General features: G+C 67.9%; 20 protein-coding genes. 13 read left to right on the forward strand and 7 right to left on the reverse strand.

Features of this window, described 5'->3' with window-relative positions:
• The first annotated feature begins 2 nt into the window (after nucleotides 1-2).
• Genes ACZ5ZX_RS15875 through ACZ5ZX_RS15885 form a run of 3 tightly spaced genes read left to right on the forward strand, consistent with a single transcriptional unit; the run spans nucleotide 3 to nucleotide 2,736 of the window.
• Nucleotides 3-806: an ABC transporter ATP-binding protein gene (locus ACZ5ZX_RS15875; protein ID WP_465502742.1), complete on the forward strand. Its 804-nt coding sequence runs from the start codon at nucleotides 3-5 to the stop codon at nucleotides 804-806.
• Nucleotides 803-2,176: a hypothetical protein gene (locus ACZ5ZX_RS15880; protein ID WP_465502703.1), complete on the forward strand. Its 1,374-nt coding sequence runs from the start codon at nucleotides 803-805 to the stop codon at nucleotides 2,174-2,176. Before ACZ5ZX_RS15875 ends, ACZ5ZX_RS15880 begins: the two co-directional genes overlap by 4 nt.
• An 8-nt stretch (nucleotides 2,177-2,184) precedes the next feature.
• Nucleotides 2,185-2,736 (forward strand): hypothetical protein, encoded by a 552-nt coding sequence (locus ACZ5ZX_RS15885; protein WP_465502704.1) that lies wholly within the window; start codon nucleotides 2,185-2,187, stop codon nucleotides 2,734-2,736.
• 18 nt (nucleotides 2,737-2,754) lie between these two features.
• Here the strand turns inward: ACZ5ZX_RS15885 and ACZ5ZX_RS15890 are convergent, their stop codons facing one another.
• Nucleotides 2,755-3,069, reverse strand: a complete 315-nt coding sequence (locus tag ACZ5ZX_RS15890; protein WP_465502705.1) for a putative quinol monooxygenase — start codon at nucleotides 3,067-3,069, stop codon at nucleotides 2,755-2,757.
• A gap of 64 nt (nucleotides 3,070-3,133) precedes the next feature.
• Between ACZ5ZX_RS15890 and ACZ5ZX_RS15895 the strand changes: the two genes are divergently transcribed.
• Nucleotides 3,134-3,493 carry a MerR family transcriptional regulator gene (locus tag ACZ5ZX_RS15895; RefSeq protein WP_465502706.1) on the forward strand — a complete coding sequence of 120 codons (360 nt, stop codon included), beginning with the start codon at nucleotides 3,134-3,136 and terminating at the stop codon, nucleotides 3,491-3,493.
• Nucleotides 3,494-3,710: 217 nt separating this feature from the next.
• On the opposite strand, the gene ACZ5ZX_RS15900 is transcribed toward ACZ5ZX_RS15895, so the two are convergent.
• The 4 genes from ACZ5ZX_RS15900 to efeU are packed head-to-tail and all read right to left on the reverse strand — an operon-like array spanning nucleotide 3,711 to nucleotide 7,393.
• Nucleotides 3,711-4,121 carry a PPOX class F420-dependent oxidoreductase gene (locus ACZ5ZX_RS15900; RefSeq protein WP_465502707.1) on the reverse strand — a complete coding sequence of 137 codons (411 nt, stop codon included), beginning with the start codon at nucleotides 4,119-4,121 and terminating at the stop codon, nucleotides 3,711-3,713.
• Between the two features lie 34 nt (nucleotides 4,122-4,155).
• Nucleotides 4,156-5,421, reverse strand: a complete 1,266-nt coding sequence (efeB, locus tag ACZ5ZX_RS15905; RefSeq protein ID WP_465502708.1) for an iron uptake transporter deferrochelatase/peroxidase subunit — start codon at nucleotides 5,419-5,421, stop codon at nucleotides 4,156-4,158.
• On the reverse strand, nucleotides 5,418-6,548 hold the full coding sequence (gene efeO, locus ACZ5ZX_RS15910) for an iron uptake system protein EfeO (protein WP_465502709.1): 1,131 nt from the start codon (nucleotides 6,546-6,548) through the stop codon (nucleotides 5,418-5,420). The genes efeB and efeO overlap by 4 nt, the downstream gene beginning before the upstream one ends.
• A 2-nt stretch (nucleotides 6,549-6,550) precedes the next feature.
• Entirely contained in the window at nucleotides 6,551-7,393 is an 843-nt protein-coding gene (gene efeU / locus ACZ5ZX_RS15915; protein ID WP_465502710.1) for an iron uptake transporter permease EfeU, read from the reverse strand.
• A 274-nt stretch (nucleotides 7,394-7,667) separates the two neighbouring features.
• Here efeU and ACZ5ZX_RS15920 point away from each other — a divergent pair, with 274 nt between their 5' ends.
• Nucleotides 7,668-8,372, forward strand: coding sequence for a lysozyme family protein (locus ACZ5ZX_RS15920; RefSeq protein WP_465502711.1), 705 nt, complete (start codon nucleotides 7,668-7,670; stop codon nucleotides 8,370-8,372).
• Here ACZ5ZX_RS15920 and ACZ5ZX_RS15925 read toward each other — a convergent pair.
• Nucleotides 8,345-9,268 carry an NAD(P)/FAD-dependent oxidoreductase gene (locus tag ACZ5ZX_RS15925; protein ID WP_465502712.1) on the reverse strand — a complete coding sequence of 308 codons (924 nt, stop codon included), beginning with the start codon at nucleotides 9,266-9,268 and terminating at the stop codon, nucleotides 8,345-8,347. The two genes, ACZ5ZX_RS15920 and ACZ5ZX_RS15925, sit on opposite strands and share 28 nt — an antisense overlap.
• A gap of 54 nt (nucleotides 9,269-9,322) precedes the next feature.
• On the opposite strand from ACZ5ZX_RS15925, the gene ACZ5ZX_RS15930 reads away from it, so the two are divergent.
• Nucleotides 9,323-9,892: a helix-turn-helix domain-containing protein gene (locus ACZ5ZX_RS15930; RefSeq protein WP_465502713.1), complete on the forward strand. Its 570-nt coding sequence runs from the start codon at nucleotides 9,323-9,325 to the stop codon at nucleotides 9,890-9,892.
• A gap of 515 nt (nucleotides 9,893-10,407) precedes the next feature.
• Here the strand turns inward: ACZ5ZX_RS15930 and ACZ5ZX_RS15935 are convergent.
• A complete protein-coding gene (locus ACZ5ZX_RS15935) occupies nucleotides 10,408-10,821 on the reverse strand; it encodes a tetratricopeptide repeat protein (protein ID WP_061986245.1) in 414 nt (137 codons plus the stop codon).
• Between the two features lie 72 nt (nucleotides 10,822-10,893).
• Here ACZ5ZX_RS15935 and ACZ5ZX_RS15940 point away from each other — a divergent pair, with 72 nt between their 5' ends.
• The 7 genes from ACZ5ZX_RS15940 to ACZ5ZX_RS15970 all read left to right on the forward strand — a co-directional run bounded on the left by ACZ5ZX_RS15940 (nucleotide 10,894) and on the right by ACZ5ZX_RS15970 (nucleotide 18,046).
• Nucleotides 10,894-11,382: a VOC family protein gene (locus tag ACZ5ZX_RS15940; protein WP_465502714.1), complete on the forward strand. Its 489-nt coding sequence runs from the start codon at nucleotides 10,894-10,896 to the stop codon at nucleotides 11,380-11,382.
• Between the two features lie 91 nt (nucleotides 11,383-11,473).
• The gene (eno, locus tag ACZ5ZX_RS15945; RefSeq protein ID WP_044852173.1) at nucleotides 11,474-12,760 is read left to right on the forward strand and encodes a phosphopyruvate hydratase; all 1,287 of its coding nucleotides are present in this window, start codon (nucleotides 11,474-11,476) and stop codon (nucleotides 12,758-12,760) included.
• A gap of 177 nt (nucleotides 12,761-12,937) precedes the next feature.
• On the forward strand, nucleotides 12,938-13,306 hold the full coding sequence (locus ACZ5ZX_RS15950; RefSeq protein ID WP_465502743.1) for an FtsB family cell division protein: 369 nt from the start codon (nucleotides 12,938-12,940) through the stop codon (nucleotides 13,304-13,306).
• A gap of 61 nt (nucleotides 13,307-13,367) precedes the next feature.
• Nucleotides 13,368-13,844, forward strand: coding sequence for a DUF501 domain-containing protein (locus ACZ5ZX_RS15955; protein ID WP_007028815.1), 477 nt, complete (start codon nucleotides 13,368-13,370; stop codon nucleotides 13,842-13,844).
• Between the two features lie 184 nt (nucleotides 13,845-14,028).
• On the forward strand, nucleotides 14,029-15,195 hold the full coding sequence (locus tag ACZ5ZX_RS15960; RefSeq protein WP_465502715.1) for a lytic transglycosylase domain-containing protein: 1,167 nt from the start codon (nucleotides 14,029-14,031) through the stop codon (nucleotides 15,193-15,195).
• A 23-nt stretch (nucleotides 15,196-15,218) separates the two neighbouring features.
• Nucleotides 15,219-16,172, forward strand: coding sequence for a Ppx/GppA phosphatase family protein (locus ACZ5ZX_RS15965; RefSeq protein ID WP_465502716.1), 954 nt, complete (start codon nucleotides 15,219-15,221; stop codon nucleotides 16,170-16,172).
• A gap of 257 nt (nucleotides 16,173-16,429) precedes the next feature.
• Nucleotides 16,430-18,046, forward strand: coding sequence for a peptide ABC transporter substrate-binding protein (locus ACZ5ZX_RS15970; protein ID WP_465502717.1), 1,617 nt, complete (start codon nucleotides 16,430-16,432; stop codon nucleotides 18,044-18,046).
• Nucleotides 18,047-18,177: the final 131 nt, after the last annotated feature.

Genomic DNA, 18,177 nt, shown 5'->3' on the forward strand with positions numbered 1-18,177 from the left:
TGATGCGTGCTGTCGGGGCCGCGGAGGTCGCGCCGACGACCTACGCGTGGCAGATCAAGGCGGAGGGGCTGAAGATCCGGGTCGGCAAGCGCAAGTTCGCCGTGAACGGGCTCGACCTGGAACTGGGTACGGGGGTGCACGGTCTGCTCGGCCCGAACGGGGCCGGGAAGACCACGTTGATCCGGGCGCTGGCGACGGTGCTCCGGCCGGCGGAGGGAGGGCTGGCGCTGCTCGGTGATTCTGTCGGGGGACTCACCGATCAGCGCCGCCTGCGCCGCCGGATCGGCTACCTGCCGCAGAATTTCGGTTTCTACAAGCGCTTCACCGTCCGCGAGTTCGTCGAGTACATCGCCTGGCTCAAGGAGATGGCGCGGGAGGACATCCCGGGAGCGGTGCAGCGGTCGATCGAACGGGTCGGCCTCGCCGATCGCGCCGACGACAAGATGAAGACGCTGTCGGGCGGGATGGTGCGACGGGTCGGGATCGCACAGGCGATCGTGAACGATCCGGACATCCTCCTGCTGGACGAGCCGACCGCCGGGCTCGACCCGGCGCAACGCGTGCGGTTCCGGGATCTCATGCAGGAGCTGGGGCGCGACGCCTGCGTCGTCGTCTCGACGCATCTCGTCGAGGACGTCGCGACAGCCTGCACCGACGTCGTTTTGTTCGAAGACGGAAAGCTCGTTTTCCAGGGGACTCCTGACGAACTGGCCGCGGCGGGGAGCGAGGAGTACGTCGGCGACAGTCCGATCGAGCGCGGCTACTCGGCGCTGCTGGGGCACGAGCCGGGCAGGGGGAACTGGTGAACACGCGCGTCCTGCGGACCGAACTCCGCCGGTCCATCGCCCCCTGGGCGACGCTCGCGATCCTCGTGGTCGCGTTCGGATTCCTGTACTCGTTCAGCGGCCCGTGGTCGAAGGCGCCGCTCGCCTGGGACGAAAACTGGGTTCCCGCCGCGAGGTGGAGCCGCTTCCTGCTGGTGTTCCTGTGGCCGATCGCGATCGGCGCCGGTGTCCTCCAGGGTATGCGCGACAGCCGGTCCGGCATGGTCGAACTCCTGGCCACGATGCCCCGCCCAGGCTGGCATCGTGCGGCGAAACTCGCCGGTGCGCTGGGTGGTCTGCTGGTGCTGGGCTATCTGCTGATCTTCGCCGTCGGTGCCGTACAAGTGGGCTTCAGCGGCGCGTTCTTCACCTTCGGCTGGTTGCCGATCACCGGGGTCGGAGCGCTGGCGATGCTCGCGGGCGCCTGGATCGGGCTGGGGGTCGGCCGGTTGCTGCCCCATCCGCTGACCGCTCCCGCGGTCGCCGTCGCCGCTTTCGTGGTGGTGATCGTGTTCCAGATCGCCGGGTCGGAGGGAAGCGTGCTCGTGGGCCCTGTTCCGGCCCGGATGTCGTTGCTCTCTCCCGCGATGGAGGTCACCACCGACCCGTTCATCACCACCGCGAGCCGGATGGATCTCGGACAGGGAATCTGGTTCGCAGGGCTGGCCGTGGCCGGCTTCCTCCTCTTGGCGGCCGGTTCCCGGCGGGCGAGGGCGCTCGCCGTCGTCCCCGCTCTGGTGGCCGCCGCGATCGCGGTACCGGTCCTGCCCGCGACCTTCGCCGAGGCCAAGACTGTCGACCCGCGCGCGACGGTGAGGGTCTGCGACGGCCCGGTCTGCGTCACTCGCATACAGGAATCCGACCTCGCCCGCATCGCCGGTCCGGCCAAAGAAGCGTTGCGGCTACTGGGAACGCTGCCGGACGCGCCGGTCAAGGTCGCGGCACTGGACCGGCAGCTGGACTCCGGCGAGGTGCCGCCGCGTACGGCGGGCACCGTCTTCGTCGACCTGTTGGATTGGCAGGTCCGCTCGGCCATCGACACGAACGACGTGACGCGGATTCTGGTCGCCGGGGCCGGGACGCCGACCTGTTATTCCTTGTATGGCGCCGACAGGAACTTTTTCGACGAGATCACCGCGAGGTCGATTTCGGCGAGCTGGTTCCTCGGTGAGTGGAAGATGCTGAAGGGGGTCTCGCCGAGCAAGGAGCTGGAGGGAGAGGTCGTCCAGAAGTGGGAGACCTTCCGTGCCCTGCCACCCGACGTCCAGCGCACCCGGATCATCGCGCAGCGTCAGGCGGGCCTGACCTGCCAGGGCAACCAGCTCGACATCCTCCTCGGCGGCGCTCGATGAGGTGGGCGGTGCTGTACGCGCGCTCGCGCAGCATGCCCGCGTCGCTCGCGGCGCTGGTGGTGAGCATGGTGGTGCTGTGGTTACTGGCGAGGGATTCCTGGTCCCTGATCCCGGTTTCGCTGGCGCTGACGGTGGCGGTCGCGGTGCCCGCCACCGGGCTGAGCGGGCAGGACGCCGACCTCGACCGGACCGCCGCGATCCGCTGGCGGCCCCGTCGCGGTCTGCATCTGCTGCTGATCGGCGGCCTCGCCTTCGGCGCCGTGCTGCTGCCGCGGCTGTGGGAGGCGGAGCGGGTCCCGGTGGAGATCATCGCGCGGAACGCGGGCGGGTTGCTCGGTCTCGCCGGGATCGCCGCGGTCCTGTTCGGCGGGGCCTACGGGTGGACATTGCCGCTTTTCGCTTTCCTGGTCGCGTTCTTCACCCCGCCGGGGAAGGACACGGGGACGCTGGTGGCGACCTGGCTCCTGCAACCCGCGGACGTGGCCGCGGCCACGTGGACCGGTGTGGCGCTCGCCGTCGCCGGACTCGGGACCTACGCGGTCTTCGGTGGCCGTCGCTGACCGCGCCGGGGTCGTCGATCACGCCGGATAGGGACTCCTCATCGTGCCGAAGTAGGCCTCGGGCGCTCCTTCGATGTGCTCAGGCAGTTCGTCCATGAAGGCGCGCAGGAGTGGAGTCGCGTTGTGCCGGTCGAGGTCCTCCTGCGAACGCCAAACCTCGTAGAGGAAGAACCGGCCGTCTTCCTGCTCGTGGAGGTGGTACTGAAGGTTGCCCTCGTGTCCTCGAGACGGCTCGACGAGGTCCATCAGGAGCTTCCTGAACTCGTCGGCGTGTCCTGGCTTGGGGGTCAGGAAACCGTAGAGCGAAAGGGGTGCGGTCGAAATAGTCGTCATGCGATCAACGTTAGAAGCTGACATCAATGTCAGCTTCAAGCCGCTGTCCTGTGAGGTGGGTCATATGAAGATCGGGGAGCTGTCCCGCGAAACAGGCGTGGCCGTACGTCTTCTCCGCTACTACGAGGCCCAGGGGCTGCTCAGCTCCCGCCGCAGCGAAGGCGGCCACCGTCATTACGACGCCGGGGCTCCCGCCACCGTCGCCCGTATCCGCACCCTGCTCGCCGCCGGACTCCCTACCAAGGTCATCCACGAACTCATGCCCTGTTTCGCCGGTGACGGCACCGAACTCCAGGCCTGCGTTCTCGACCACCTCAGGACCCAGTACGCCGAGCTGGACTCCCGGATAGCCGGCCTCACCCAAGCCCGCGCCGCTTTGGGCGACATCCTGGAAGCCTCCAGCCGTGCACTCGCCCACGCCTAGGTGGAACAGAAGTACATGATGGCCCCCTTCCTTGCGCCTCACGCAAAGAAGGGGAACCCGTATTTGTGTACCTGCGCCTGACCTGCCGATCCTCCGTTGATCAAGCTCGCGCTCGCTCACGGCCGGTGGACCGGCGACCCGCACAAGCTCCACACCAGGTGGGTAAACAAAGACGAGTCCCTCAAGGAGCCATCATGAACTTGAAAGGGGGCCGCCGTCACACGTTCCGGTTGTGCGGAACGAGATCGAGCGGATCGTGGTCCGGGTCGTCGATGCCGAGGCTGATGATCCGCGAGGGATGGATCCGGATCACGGCTCCGTCGAAATGACCGTCGGCCGTGCGGGCGCCGGTCAGCGCCTCGGCCCGGCCGCGGATTTCGAGGCAACGGATCCTCGGCGGGTCCTGCGAAGGCATGTCGTCCACCACGAACGCGGCCTGCCCGTTGGCGGCCACGTTCCGGAACTTCTTGCTCTTCGCCAGTTCGTAGCCGGTGATGTCGATCGTCCGGGTTTCGGGGTTGTAGGCGTAGCCGACCGGGCTGACCTGCAGGGTCCCGTTCGGCTGCGCCGTCGCGAGCCGCCCGAGAACCTGGGTGGCGAGGTAGTCGAGTTCCGCTTCACTGAACATGGAACCCAGTCTGCGATCTCTACCTAACTGGAGGTCAAGAGAACAGGCCCTCGCCCCAGAAACCGCCCTCGCGCACGCCCGGAGGCACCGCGAAATGGGCGGATCCGGTGTGCTGCAGATACTCCATCATCGCGTCCTTCGACGACAACGCCTGCTGCATCGGCACGAACTGCTTGCGCGTGTCCCGGTTGAACGCGAGGAAGAACAATCCCGCTTCAAGGTGCCCGACACCATCGGAGCCGTCGACGAAGTTGTAACCGCGGCGCAGGATCCGCGCCCCGTTCAGATTCTCGTGCGAGGCCAGCCGGACGTGCGAATCCTCCGGGATCAGCTTCTCGCCGCCGGCGCCACCCACGTGGAAATCGGGCTCGTCGAACTCGGCCGCCTGGCCGAGCGGGGCACCGGCACCCTTCGACCGGCCGACGATGCCTTCCTGTCCCTGCAACGATTCCCGGTCCCAGGTCTCGATGTGCATCCGGATCCGCCTGGCCACCAGGTACGACCCGCCCGCCATCCACGGCTGGCCGTCTTCGGCCGCCGCCCACACCTGATCGCGCAGGACGTCGGTCTCCTCGGCCTTGATGTTGCGCGTCCCGTCCTTGAACCCGAACAGGTTCCGCGGCGTGGACTGCGCCCGCGACGTCGACGAACTGCGGCCGAACCCGAGCTGTGACCAGCGCACCGCGGTGACGCCGAAGCCCAGCCGCACCAGGTTCCGGATCGCGTGCACCGCGACCTGCGGATCGTCCGCGCACGCCTGGACGCAGATGTCGCCGCCACTACGGGCGGGATCGAGTTTGTCCTGCGGGAACAGGGGAAGGTCGATCAGCGCGGCCGGGCGTTTGGCCGCCAGGCCGAACCGGTCGTCGAACAGCGAGGGACCGAACCCGATGGTCAGCGTCAGCGAAGACGCCGCCAGATCGAGTGCCTCACCGGTGTCGCTCGGCGGGGCGGCGGGGGCGCCACCGACGGCACCGCCCGTGCCGACCTCCTGGCCCGCGGTCATCCGCCGGGCCGCGTCCGTCCACGTCCGCAGCAGTTTGACCAGCTTTTCGCGGTCCTTCGTCGTGACGTCCAGCGCGACGAAATGCAGGTTCTCCTGCACCGGCGTCACGATCCCGGCCTGATGCTCGCCGTGGAACTCGACGACGTTCTGTGCCGCCTGTGCCGGGTTGTCGCCGCCGAGGAGCCTGTCTGCGCCGTACGCGGCCGCCGCGCCGGTCCCGACGAGAGCGGCACCCGCTCCCGCCATGCCGAACAGCTTCCGGCGGGAGACCCGAGTGTGCTCCGCCTCGCTCATTGCGCCGCGACCTCCGCCACCTTGCTCAGCGGTTCGCCCAGTGCGTCGACAGCCGCCGCGAATTCCTTGACCTGGTCCTGGCTCAGCGCGGTGTACGGCTTGAAGCCGTCACCTTCGCGCTGCTTGTCCAGCAGCGCCTGCACGTTGCCGAATTCCTTGTCCAAAGTGGACACCAGCGCCGGGTCTTTCGCCGCCAGCAGCGGGCGCAGTGAGTTGATCGCGGCCTTCGATCCGTCGAGGTTGCCCTGGAAGTCCGAGAGGTCGGTGTGCGAGAACGCCTCTTCCTCGCCGGTGATCTTGCCGGTGGCGATCTCGTCGAGCAGCTCCTTGGCGCCGTTGGCCAGATCGAGCGCGTTCAGTTCGAGCGCCGCCGACTTGGTGACCAGTTCCTTGACGTCGGCGAGCAACTGGTCGGCGATCTGGGCGGCGTCCGGCTGGAGCCCGGTCACCCACAGATCCTTCTCCAGCCGGTGGAAGCCGGTGAACTTCTGGCCCGGTTCGAGGTCGGCCTCGCGTGCGTCGATCTTCGGGTCCAGGTCGCCGAACTTCTCGGCCACCGGCTCGACCCGTTCGAAGTAGACGCGGGTGCGGGCGTACGCGGCCTTCGCCTCGTCGGCCTTCCCCGCCTTCACGAGGGCGACGAACTTGGTCGTCTCCTCGTCGAGCGCCTTGGTGTTGTTCGCGACGTACTCCGCGTAGCTCTTGACCGCCTGCGCCTTCTGCGAGTTCGGGTCCGCCTGCTTCGCCGCTCCGCCGGTGACAGTGAAATCGCCCCGGATGCCGTTGCCGGTCATCCCCGGCTTGCACGCTGTCTGGTACTTGCCCGCGTCGGCGACCTCGACGATCAGCCGCCGGTTCAGCCCCGGCGCGATGTTCTCGACCTCGCCCATGATCCGGTCGCCCTCGGCGTAGAGGTAGAACTCGGTGACCTTGCTGCCCTTGTTGGTGATCTCGAAGGTCACCGGGCCCGCGTTCGCGGTGGTGGCCGAGACGGCACACGCGGTGTCCGAGGCTTCGACCTTGATCGGCCCGCCCGCGGCGGCGGGCTTCTCCTCGCCGCCACCACAGGCGGTGAGCACCAAGGCGCCGACGCCGGCGAGGGCGGCGAGCGGGAATCGACGAGACACGGTCACTCCTTAACTGCGGCCGCGGCGGGAGCCGCCACGGCCTTCTTCTTGGGCCTGAGGAACAAAGGCAGCACGATGGCCACGTACGCGACCCATGCGACGGCCTGGAGCACCGTCGTCTGCTGCGAATAGTTGAAGATCCCCTTGAGCAGCGCGCCGTACCAGCTCGTCTCCGGCAGTACGGCCGACGCGTCGAACGCGAGCACGGTCAAACCGGGAAGGAAGGCGGCTTCCTGCAGGTCGTGCAGGCCGTAGCCGAGCACGCCCGCCGCGACGAAAACCAGCAGGACCCCGGTGATGGTGAAGAACTTGCCGAGGTCGAAGCGGACGGCGCCGCGGTAGATCAGGTACGCCAGCACGATCGCGACGAGGATCCCGCCGGTGAAGCCGATCAGCGGCTCGGTCGTCCCGCCCTGCGCGGTCTGCACCGTGGAGTAGAAGAATACGGCCGTCTCCAGGCCTTCCCTGCCGACGGCGAAGAACGACAGGACGAGGACGGCGAGCGGGCCGACGTCGAGCGCTTCGTCCATTTTCCCGCGCAGTTCGGCGGCGATCGTCCTCGACGCCTTGCGCATCCAGAAGATCATCGCCGTCACGAAGCCGACCGCGACGACCGACAGGGTGCCGCCGAGCAGTTCCTGCTGTTCGAAGGACAGCTGCGCGGTGGAGTAGGTGAGGATCGCGCCGACCCCGACCGACAGCAGGACCGCCACGCCGACACCGAGCCACACCCAGCGAAGCGCGTGCCGCCGTTCGGTCTTGACCAGGAACGCGACGAGGATGCTGACGACGAGGGCGGCTTCCAGGCCTTCTCGGAGGCCGATGAGCGCACTCGCGAACCACACGTCGTTCTCCCTGGTCGTCCTGACTGAACCTCCTGGTTTTAGGTAAGGCTTCCCTGAAAGTCCAGGGGGAGTGACGCGACCCGTAAGCGGACGAAACGCTTGAAGAGACCTTGATCGGACAGGGCTGTCGTAAGCATCCGCAGGTCAGGGTGGCCTAAGCTCGGCACATAACGAATCGGCCGCCGAGGACCGATCGTCGATCCTTTTTACCGACAGTTGGCTTGACCGCCCGAACGGGGCATCGCTCGGTGGTGCGGCGAAGTAACCTGACCGGGTGGCCGAAACCACCCAGTCGAGCGTCGACACCCCCGAGCCCGCTTCGCGTCCTCTGCCGCCGTATGTCCCCAGGCTCGCTTTCGCCGGTGGGCTCGTGCTCACCGGCGTGGTGCTGATCATGACCGTCGGGGTGCACCGGCCGGGCGGTGAGGAGCCGCCTCCGCCGCAACCCCAGCCCGCGCTGGCGGTTCCCGACCAGAAGCCGCAGCCGGGGGTGGCGACGCCGCGAGCCGGGCTCGCCGCGCCGCCCGACCGGCCCACGGTTTCCGACGCCGCCGAACTCGAGACCTGGGCGAAACGGGTGGCCTCGAAGACCCGGCTTCCCGTCGCGGATCTGTCCGCTTACGGCCGGGCCGAGATGTGGCTCCGGCGCCAGAAGCCGGGCTGTCACCTCTCGTGGGCGACCCTCGCCGGGATCTCCCACGTCGAGGCGGCGCAGGGCAGGCCGGGCCCGATCACCCTCGCGCCCGACATCTGGGCCAAGCACTCCATGCGCGCCACCGGCGACGGGAAGCGGCCGGATACGAAGAACCTCGACGACGCCGCCTTCGCCACGGCTCGTTACCTGTGCGCAGACGGCGACGACATCGCCACTCCGGCGGGCTGGTGGAAGGCGATGCGGGTCTTCAACCCGGCCGTTCCCTACGCCCAGGAGGTCTTCAGCGCGGCCGACGCCTACGCGGATGCCAGCGTCGCGCCCTGATCTTCGAGCACGAGATCGAAGTTGAGCGCCGACGCCATCTTGTAGGCCTCCCCGGCCGCCACGACCAGCTGCGCCATCGGATCGACGACGTTCCCCGCCGCCCAGACACCGTCCACGTTCGTACGGCCCTGCGCGTCCACCACGACGAAACCGTCTTCGGAGCGCTCGCAGCCGATCTGAGCGAGAAGCTTGTCGTGCGGGACGAACTTCGGGCCGACGAACACCACATCGCGTTCGACGAGTTCGCCGTCGACGAGCCGGACCCCGGTCAACCGGTCGTTTTCGACGGCGAGTTCGGACACCTTCCCGTCGACGACCCGGATGCCCAGCCCGGTCAGTTTCGCCCGGTCCTCGGCCGAGATCTGCTGGGTATGGGTGAAGAACGTCAGATCCTTGCTCCACTGCCAGACGATCAGCGCCTGGTGGACCGATTTCTCGGAGGTGGCCAGCACGCCGAAGCGTTGATCGCGCACTTCCCATCCGTGGCAGTACGGGCAGTGCAGCACGTCGGTGCCGAAACGCTCCGCGACGCCGGGGACGTCCGGCAGTTCGTCCGCCAGTCCGGTCGTCACCACGATCCGGCGTCCGCTGATGACCCGCCCGCTCGCCAGTTCCACCGCCTTGTCGCGCCGTAGCCGGTGGACGACGTCCTCGACGATCTCGACGCCGTATCCGCGGACTTCGTCGCGGCCTATCGCCAGCAGTTCTTTGGGTGGAATGCCGTCCCTGGTCAGGAAACCGTGCGCGTGCGCGGCGGGCGTGTTGCGCGGGGTGCCGGCGTCGATCACGACGACCTCGCGCCGCGCCCGGCCAAGGACCAGTGCCGCGCTGAGACCCGCGACGCCGCCACCGATGATCACTACGTCGAATTCATTGTTGTTCATGGTCCCGAGCATCCGGATCCGGCGGAAGTCTGGCAAAGTTCTTTGCCGATTTGGCAAACTGGGGGCATGCAGGACATCGAACGGCGGCTCGCCGAGGTCGGCCCGAGGCTCAAGCAGCTTCGCAAGGAACGCGGCACCACCCTCTCCGCGCTCTCGGAGGCGACAGGGATCTCCGCCAGCACGCTCTCCCGGCTCGAATCGGGTGCGCGGAAGGCCACCCTGGAGCTGCTGCTGACGTTGTCGGAGGCGCATCAGGTCCCGCTCGACGAACTGGTCGGCGAACCCGAGCCGTCCGATCCGCGGGTCCGGATGAAACCGCAGAAGTTCGGCAGGTTCACCGCCTGGTCGCTGAGCGCGCAGCCGGGGCAGCCGCAGGCGTTCAAACTGCTGATCCCGGTCGAGGACATCGAACCGGTGCAACGGACGCACGAGGGCTACGAATGGATGTACGTCCTCAGCGGACGGTTGCGGGCGGTGCTCGGCGACCGCGATTTCACGATGGGGCCGGGCGAGGCCGCCGAGTTCGACACGCGGGTGCCGCACTGGTTCGGCAGCGCGGGGCCGGGGCCGGTGGAGCTGCTGGTGCTGTTCGGCAAGCAGGGGGAGCGCGCCCACCTGCGGGCCAAGTCGAAATGAGAGCAAAGGTCCCTTGCTCCCCCGGCGGCGGTGGCGGGGCCGCGCGCGCCGGTCGGAGCAAGGACGAGTCGCCCACAACCCGGCACACTCAGTTCTCTTGAGAGGTAAGGCAAAAGTGGCGTGATCGGCCGGCTGCCGCGAGGGTTCCCTTGCCTACCCTCACGCCTGACCTGGACGAGGGTGGTTCCGCGGGCATCGTCGCCCGGTCTCGCCCCTTGATCACGACCGGTGGACCGGCGACCGAGCGGGGAAGATTCCGGACGCTCAACGGCCGGAATCTTCCCCACCCGAACCGCGTCGGCAACCCGCGCAAGCTCCACACCGGTAGGTAGACGAATACGAGCCCCTCAAGGAAGCCTTCATTACCTGGTGACTGTCCACAAGGGATGGCTGCCGACAACTCGGTGTCCGATTGATACCTATATGTACGGTCCTCAAAGGCGCCTCCGTCAGTCAGCCCGGACCCGCGCCGTAACGAATCGCCACTCACGACCCCCTGGGGGACGGTGGCGGGGTCAGTCCCGCAGCGCGATCCGCGCGCTGACCTCGCTGATCGCTTCCAGATACTCCGGGATCGGGTGCATCGCCGACGCGATCCGCATCTGCGCGAGCGCCTCGGTCAACCTGCCGAGGCGCTGGAGGGTCCGCCCGAGCACGAACCGCGCGTAATGATCGGTGGGGTCCAGTTCCAGCACCCGGGTGAAGGCGCGCTCGGCCCGCCGCAACTGTGCGGAGTGGAAATACGCGCGACCGGCCAGCAGCTGAACGCTCGGTTTGTCGGTTTCGTCCTCCAGTAGCGGCTCGAGGGCCTTGAGGGCGTCGAGCGGCCTGCGGCTTTCGACCAGCGCCTCCGCCTGTCGGAAGGCGCGGAACCGGGATTCGCCGGACGAGTCCGGACCGGTTTCTGGGGCGGGTTCGGCATCCATCATGGTCCGCTCCACGATACGCCGGGGCAGGGCCGTTCACGAGGCGCTGAAACGGTCATGGTGGACTGTCTCGCCATGAGCAGTGCCGAAGCGGATAGGCCCGAGAACGAGCCCGGCTACCTCGGACTCGCGCCGTACCTCTACTACACCGACGCCACCGAAGCGGTCGAGTGGCTGGTCAGAGTGTTCGGGTTCACCGAGGAGGTGCGCTTCGCCGATGCCTCCGGCGAAGTGTTCCAGGCCACGCTGTGCGCCGGTCCGGCGAAGATCCAGCTGGCCGGGGTCGGTCCCGAATACTGGGAGGCCAAAGGGGTCGACGGTCCGGTCGGGCAGCTGAACATCGTCTACGTCCCCGACGCCGACGCGCAGTACGAGCGGGTCCGCGCCGCGCTGGGCGACGACGCCGACCTCGACGCTCCGCAGGATCAGCCCTACGGCGCCCGCGTGTTCACCGTCTCCGACATCGGCGGCAACAGCTGGACGTTCTGGCAGCAGTTCTCCGACACCGTCGAGCTTCCGTCGGGCTGGCGGGAGATCCGGTCGGACGAACCACCCGCGGAGTGAGCGATGTGGCGCGTGCCTCCAACGGGTGAACGGCGCCGACGGCTAGGCTGGGGCCCGTCACCGCAGGCACAACCCACATGAGGAGCATGGCGTGGCGCTCATCGAGCAGGTAGGCGCTCGCGAGATTCTGGACTCGCGAGGCAACCCGACGGTCGAAGTGGAGGTGGCTCTCGACGACGGCACGCTGGCGCGGGCCGCGGTCCCCTCGGGTGCCTCCACCGGCGAACACGAAGCCGTCGAGCTGCGTGACGGCGACACCGGCCGGTACAACGGCAAGGGTGTCGAGCGCGCGGTCGCGGCCGTCCTGGACGAGATCGGCCCGGACCTCGTCGGCACCGACGCCGTGGACCAGCGCATCGTCGACCAGAAGCTGGTTGACCTCGACGGCACCCCGGCGAAGTCCCGCCTCGGCGCGAACGCCATCCTCGGTGTCTCGCTCGCCGTCGCGAAGGCCGCCGCCGAATCGGCCGAGCTGGAGCTGTTCCGCTACCTCGGCGGGCCGAACGCGCACGTGCTGCCGGTGCCGATGCTCAACATCCTCAACGGTGGCGCGCACGCCGACACCGATGTGGACATCCAGGAGTTCATGATCGCGCCGATCGGCGCCGAGTCGTTCCGCGAGGCCCTGCGCTGGGGCACCGAGGTCTACCACTCGCTGAAGTCGGTGCTGAAGGGCCGCGGCCTGGCCACCGGTCTCGGCGACGAAGGCGGCTTCGCACCCAGCCTGAAGAACAACCGCGAGGCGCTCGACCTGATCCTTCAGGCGATCGAGAAGGCCGGATACGCCCCGGGCCGTGATGTCGCGCTCGCGCTCGACGTCGCCGCGACGGAGTTCTTCTCCGACGGCGCGTACACCTTCGAAGGCGCGAAGAAGAGCGCCGAGCAGATGTCGGCCTACTACGCCGAACTGCTGCGCGACTACCCGCTCGTGTCCATCGAGGACCCGCTGAGTGAGGACGACTGGGACGGCTGGGTCCAGCTGACCGCCGAGGTCGGCGAGAAGGTCCAGATCGTCGGCGACGACCTGTTCGTCACCAACCCGGACCGCCTCGAAGAGGGCATCACCCGCCGCGCCGCCAACGCGCTGCTGGTGAAGGTCAACCAGATCGGCACGCTGTCGGAGACCCTCGACGCGATTTCGCTGGCCACCTCCTACGGCTACAAGTCGATGATGAGCCACCGGTCCGGCGAGACCGAGGACACCTTCATCGCCGACCTCGCCGTCGCCACCGGTGTCGGCCAGATCAAGACCGGCGCCCCGGCCCGCGGCGAGCGCATCGCCAAGTACAACCAGCTGCTGCGGATCGAGGAGACCCTCGCCGACGCGGCGCGTTACGCCGGCGACCTGGCGTTCCCGCGGTTCACCCCGGAGGGGTAATCGGTTATGGCGGACCGGGGGAGGGCGCGGACCCGTCGTAGCGGGCGCGCGGACGGCGGTGGCTCCAGCAGGGGCCGCCGACCGGAGCGCGCCCGGCGGACCACGACGACGGAGGTCCGCGCCCGAACCCGGCTGCGCCGCAGCCTCGCGGCGAAACGGGCATCGGGCGCCGCGAAGGTGCTCGGCATGTCCACCACCCGCCGGGCCGCGGTGGTGGCGATCGTGGTGTGCGCGCTCGCGTTCACCATCGCCGTCCCGCTGCGCACGTACCTCAGCCAGAAGTCCGAGGTCACCGAGCAGCAGCAGTTGCAGTCCGAACTGCAGCGAAGCGTCGCCCAGCTGGAGGCCCGCAAGTCCGAGCTGAGCGATCCGGCGCAGATCGAGGCCGAGGCCCGCAAGCGGTTCGGTTTCGTGAAACCCGGTGAGACGCCGTACATCGTGCAGCTGCCCGAGGACAAGGCGCCCGAGCAGGGTGAGCAAGGCCAGCAGCCGGTGCCTGCCGGCTCCTGGTACGAGAAGCTGTGGGATCAGGTCGCGGGCGGCTGAGCTCCGGGCCCCGGTTAGCCTTGGTGGCGTGAACAGCACGGAAAAGTCTTCTTATGAGCCTGTGACCGACGCCGACCGCGAGATCATCGCGGAACAGCTCGGCCGGGCACCCCGTGCGCTGCGCGCCGTCGCCGCGCGCTGCCCGAGCGGCCACCCGTCGGTCGTGCAGACCAGTCCCCGCCTCGACGACGGCACTCCCTTCCCGACGCTCTACTACTTGACCTGCCCGAAGCTGACTTCGATGGTCGGCACTCTCGAGGCGTCCGGGCTGATGAAGGAAATGACCGACCGGCTCGCGGAGGACCCCGAGCTGGCGGCCGCCTACCAGCGGACCCACGAGAGCTACCTCGCCGAACGCGACGCCATCGATTCGCTCGGCCACGAGGTCAGCGCGGGCGGGATGCCCGGTCGCGTCAAGTGCCTGCACGTCCACCTGGCGCATACGCTCGCCGTCGGCCCCGGCGTGAACCCGTTCGGGGACGAGACCCTCGCGCTGCTCAAAGCGAACGGGTGGCCGTCGGGCGACTGCCAGGGGTAACACCTACCCCCGATGTACAGATAGTTCCTCCAGGTGGGTTAATTCACCCGATGAAGGCCAACTGGTCCGCCCCGATGGGGTGAAACCGGTCACCGCATGCGGCAGGCTGGGCGCCAGGTGTGGGTTTTCGGGTGGGCAAGGAACGGATTCGCCGAGTCGCGATCCGCCGGGAGGGTTCTGAGGTATGCGCGTGAGGCACGTCCCAGGCGCGGTGAACGGTCATGTCCGGAGACTCTGTCTCCGGCACCGGACGATCGCCGCGGTGGCCGGAGGTGTCCTCGCCATCGTCCCGGCCGGTGCCGCGGTCGTCGGTGCCGGCAGCTGGGCCGCGACGGCGAGCACGATCCATTCCGAAGACGTCGCCCTCGTCGGCGGCTACGACCCGAAGAACCCGCTCGTCCAGCAGATCGGCGTCGACGGCAGTCTGCCGGACGCGCCGACCCCGCTCCCGCTTCCCGCGGACGAACTCCCCAACGGTCCGCTCGCCATCCCGGTCACCGCGCTCGCCGCCTACCGCAACGCCGCCGACATCCTCATCGCCGAACAGCCCGGTTGTCATATCGACTGGGCGCTGATCGCCAGCATCGGCCGGATCGAGTCCAATCACGCGCGCGGCGGGTTCGTCGACGCGAAGGGCAACACCCTCGAACCCATTCTGGGGCCGCAGCTCAACGGTGCCGGCCCGTTCGCGGCCATCCCGGACACCGACGGCGGCAAGTACGACGGTGACACGGTCTGGGATCGCGCTGTCGGCCCGACTCAGTTCATCCCGTCGACTTGGGCCCGCTACGCCTCCGACGGCAACGGCGACAACGAGTCCAATCCGAACAACATCTTCGACGCGGCGCTGGGCACCGGCCGGTATCTGTGCTCGGGCGGACTCGATCTGTCCAAACCGGACCAGTTGCGCGCGGCCGTCTTCCGCTACAACAACTCCGAAACCTACGTGAACACCGTGCTGATCTGGGCCGAGGCCTACCGCACGGGGGTGCTGCCGACGCCGGACAGCAAGGTGCCGATCGGCGCGCCGAACGCCGCGGCCGCTCCGCCGCCCGCTTCGGTCCCGCCGCCTCCGGTGCCGCCGACGCCGCCCGGTTCGGTGACGCCGCCGCCTTCGACCACGTTGCCGGGGACGAGTTCGAGTTCGTCGCCGTCGAAATCGTCGACGAGTCAGAAGCCGCCGCAATGTCCGACAGTCACCGTGACGGAGACGCAACCGACTTCGAGTACGAGCCCGACGTCCACGAGTCAGACCCCACCGCCGCCGACCACGTGTAGCTCGCCGACGACGACCACAACGACGACGACGGTGTCGTCGACGAGCAGCAAAGCCGCCGCGGATCCCACTTGATCGGCATTGTCTAAGCTCAGGGCATGCCTCGTGTTGCCGCGATCGACTGTGGGACCAACTCCATCCGTCTGCTCGTCGCCGAGCTGACCCCGCGTCACGACGGGACGGTCGACCTGCGCGACCTGCACCGCGAGATGCGGATCGTCCGCCTCGGCCAGGGTGTGGACGCCACCGGCAGGCTGGCCCCCGAGGCGCTCGAACGCACCCGCAAGGCGCTGGCCGACTACACGATCGCCGCGCGCCGCAAGGGCGTCGAGAAGGTCCGCATGGTCGCGACGTCGGCGACCCGCGACGCGAGCAACCGCGACGAGTTCTTCGCGATGACGCGTGAGGTGCTCGGCACCGAGGCCGAGGTCATCAGCGGCGACGAAGAGGCCCGGCTGTCCTTCACCGGCGCCGTCGGCGAGCAGGACCCCGACGACGGCCCGTTCGTGGTGGTCGACGTCGGCGGCGGCTCCACCGAACTCGTCGTCGGCACCTGGGACGGCCGCCAGGCCGAGGTCATCGCCGCGAAGTCGGTCGACATCGGCTGCGTGCGGATCACCGAACGCGCGCTGAAGTCCGACCCGCCCACCGCCGACGAGATCGCCGAAGCCCGTGAGCTGGCCGCCAAGGTGCTCTCCGAAGCCTTCGACGTCGTCGACGTGTCCACCGCGAAGACGTGGATCGGTGTCGCCGGTACGGTCACCACGCTGACCGCCGTGGCACAGGGCCTGTCTGAGTACGACTCCGAGCGCACGCACCTTTCGAAGCTCTCCCACGCCGACATCGACCGTGTCGCGCAGTCGCTTCTCACGGCCGATCACGCGACCCGTGCCGCGAACCCGGTGATCCACCCCGGCCGGGTCGACGTGATCGGCGGCGGGTCGGTGATCGTGCAGGTGCTGGCCGAACAGTTCGCCACGCGCGGTGGTCCCGGCGAGCTGGTGATCTCCGAGCACGACATCCTCGACGGGATCGCGCTTTCGCTGGCCTGACAAAGCCGATTTCTCTTATGTGTGGCCATTTCTTTCGGTGATCACTTGGTGACCTCCTGTCCGGGTTGGGCCGTTCGGCGCAACGTGGTTCCTACCAACGTTGTGCTCTGACCGGGTGGTCGGGGAGACCGTCACACATTTGCAACACCAACGCACTGTGATCGGCTTCACGTGTCCCATAGCGTCGTCTCACCTTCTGGACGGCAGGGCGCGACCAGCGCCCGCCGGACGATCCGACGACGAGAGTTGGAGTGGACATGCGGGCTTCACGCGGGTTCTGGGGAGCGACGGCGGTGGTGGTCACGGCGGCCATGCTGCTGACGGCCTGTGGAGGTGGTGGATCCAGCCAAGACAAGGGATCCGGCGCCACTGACGCCAACGCGGCGGTCTCGGTCTACGGCACCGAGCCGGAGAACTCGCTGATCCCCGCCAACACCAACGAACTCGGCGGGTCCAAAGCCCTCAAGCCGGTCTTTTCGGCGCTGGTCGGCTACAAGTCCGACACGGCCGAGCCGTACAACCTGATGGCCGAATCGATCACCACGACCGATTCGAAGGTCTTCGACATCAAGATCAAAAAGGGCTGGAAGTTCCACGACGGGACCGAAGTCAAGGCGAAGAACTTCGTCGACGCCTGGAATTACAGCGCGAACGGCAAGAACGGCATGCAGAACGCGTCGTTCTTCGAGCAGATCCAGGGCTACGACGAAATCAGCGCCAAAGAGCCGACCGTCAAAGAGATGTCCGGGCTCAAGATCGTGAACGACTACGAATTCCAGGTCACCCTCAAGGGTCCGTTCTCGGTGTTCGCCACCAAGATCGGCTACCTCGCTTTCGCGCCGCTCCCGGACAAGTTCTTCGCCGACCCGGAGGGGTTCGCCAAGGCCCCCATCGGGAACGGCCCCCTGAAGTTCGTTTCGCGCACGCCCAACCAGAACATGAAGCTCACCCGGTTCGACGAATACCAGGGCGAGGACAAGGTCAAGTTCAAGGACCTGGAAGTCCGCATCTACACCAGCCAGGAAACCGCGTACCAGGACCTGCTGAGCAACCGCCTCGACTTCATGGAGGCGCTCCCGCCGGCGGCGAAGGCCGGTGGGAAGTACAAGACCGACCTCGGTGAGCGTCTGGTCGAAGGAAACCTGCTCGGCATCAGCGCGCTCGCCATCCCGTACTACGTCCCCGGTTACAACAACCTGGACCTGCGTAAGGCGATCTCGCTGGCCATCGACCGCGAGCAGATCGTCAAGACCGTCATGAACGACACCTACTCGCCCGCCGACGGCTACGTTTCGCGCGGTATCGAGGGCTACCGGCCCGGCGTTTGCGAGTTCTGCAAGTTCGACCCGGCGAAGGCCAAGGAGTTCTGGGCGAAGTCCGGGTACACCGGCAAGCTGACCATCGCCTCGAACGCGGACGGCGGCCGTAAGGAACCGCTGGTCGCGGCGTGCAACAGCATCAAGAACGCGCTCGGCGTCGAATGCGACTTCGTCCCGGCGACCGACTTCGGCCAGTGGCGCAGCATCGTCAACGGCAGGAAGCTCACCGGCATGGGCCGCTCCGACTGGTCGGCCGACTACCCGTCGATCGAGAACTACCTGAACCCGCGCTACAAGAGCACGGGTTCCTCCAACGACTCGACGTACAACAACCCGGCCGTCGACGCGCTGCTGAACCAGGCGGACCAGACCGCCGACAAGGCGGCCGCGATCAAGCTGTACCAGCAGGCCGAGGACCTGATCGCGAAGGACCTGCCGCAGATCCCGGTGTGGGAGGAGAAGGGCGTCGGTGGCAAGTCGAACCGGCTGAAGGTCGCGAAGCTCGACTTCGGCCGCCTCGCGGACTACTCGTCCATTGAGGTCGCCGCGAAGTAGAGCACCGCGCGGGACTGGAGTGCGTCGTGAGTGGCGATTAGGGGTTTAAAACGTATAGCCAAGCACGACCCCCCGGGGCCACAGCTCCCCCCACGCGCTCTACAGGTCGGCCCGCCCCAGTGCCAGTACAT

The sequence above is a fragment of the Amycolatopsis sp. NPDC033938 genome (assembly GCF_055575975.1).

Excerpts from the sequence above, each read along its gene's own strand:
- ACZ5ZX_RS15970 (WP_465502717.1), top strand. The coding sequence starts at position 16,430 with ATGCGGGCTTCACGCGGGTTCTGGGGAGCGACGGCGGTGGTGGTCACG.
- efeB (WP_465502708.1), bottom strand. The coding sequence starts at position 5,421 with ATGAGCGAGGCGGAGCACACTCGGGTCTCCCGCCGGAAGCTGTTCGGC.
- ACZ5ZX_RS15960 (WP_465502715.1), top strand. The coding sequence starts at position 14,029 with ATGCGCGTGAGGCACGTCCCAGGCGCGGTGAACGGTCATGTCCGGAGA.
- ACZ5ZX_RS15890 (WP_465502705.1), bottom strand. The coding sequence starts at position 3,069 with ATGACGACTATTTCGACCGCACCCCTTTCGCTCTACGGTTTCCTGACC.
- ACZ5ZX_RS15935 (WP_061986245.1), bottom strand. The coding sequence starts at position 10,821 with ATGATGGATGCCGAACCCGCCCCAGAAACCGGTCCGGACTCGTCCGGC.
- ACZ5ZX_RS15900 (WP_465502707.1), bottom strand. The coding sequence starts at position 4,121 with ATGTTCAGTGAAGCGGAACTCGACTACCTCGCCACCCAGGTTCTCGGG.
- ACZ5ZX_RS15925 (WP_465502712.1), bottom strand. The coding sequence starts at position 9,268 with ATGCTCGGGACCATGAACAACAATGAATTCGACGTAGTGATCATCGGT.
- ACZ5ZX_RS15940 (WP_465502714.1), top strand. The coding sequence starts at position 10,894 with ATGAGCAGTGCCGAAGCGGATAGGCCCGAGAACGAGCCCGGCTACCTC.
- ACZ5ZX_RS15895 (WP_465502706.1), top strand. The coding sequence starts at position 3,134 with ATGAAGATCGGGGAGCTGTCCCGCGAAACAGGCGTGGCCGTACGTCTT.
- ACZ5ZX_RS15930 (WP_465502713.1), top strand. The coding sequence starts at position 9,323 with ATGCAGGACATCGAACGGCGGCTCGCCGAGGTCGGCCCGAGGCTCAAG.
- ACZ5ZX_RS15875 (WP_465502742.1), top strand. The coding sequence starts at position 3 with ATGCGTGCTGTCGGGGCCGCGGAGGTCGCGCCGACGACCTACGCGTGG.
- ACZ5ZX_RS15965 (WP_465502716.1), top strand. The coding sequence starts at position 15,219 with ATGCCTCGTGTTGCCGCGATCGACTGTGGGACCAACTCCATCCGTCTG.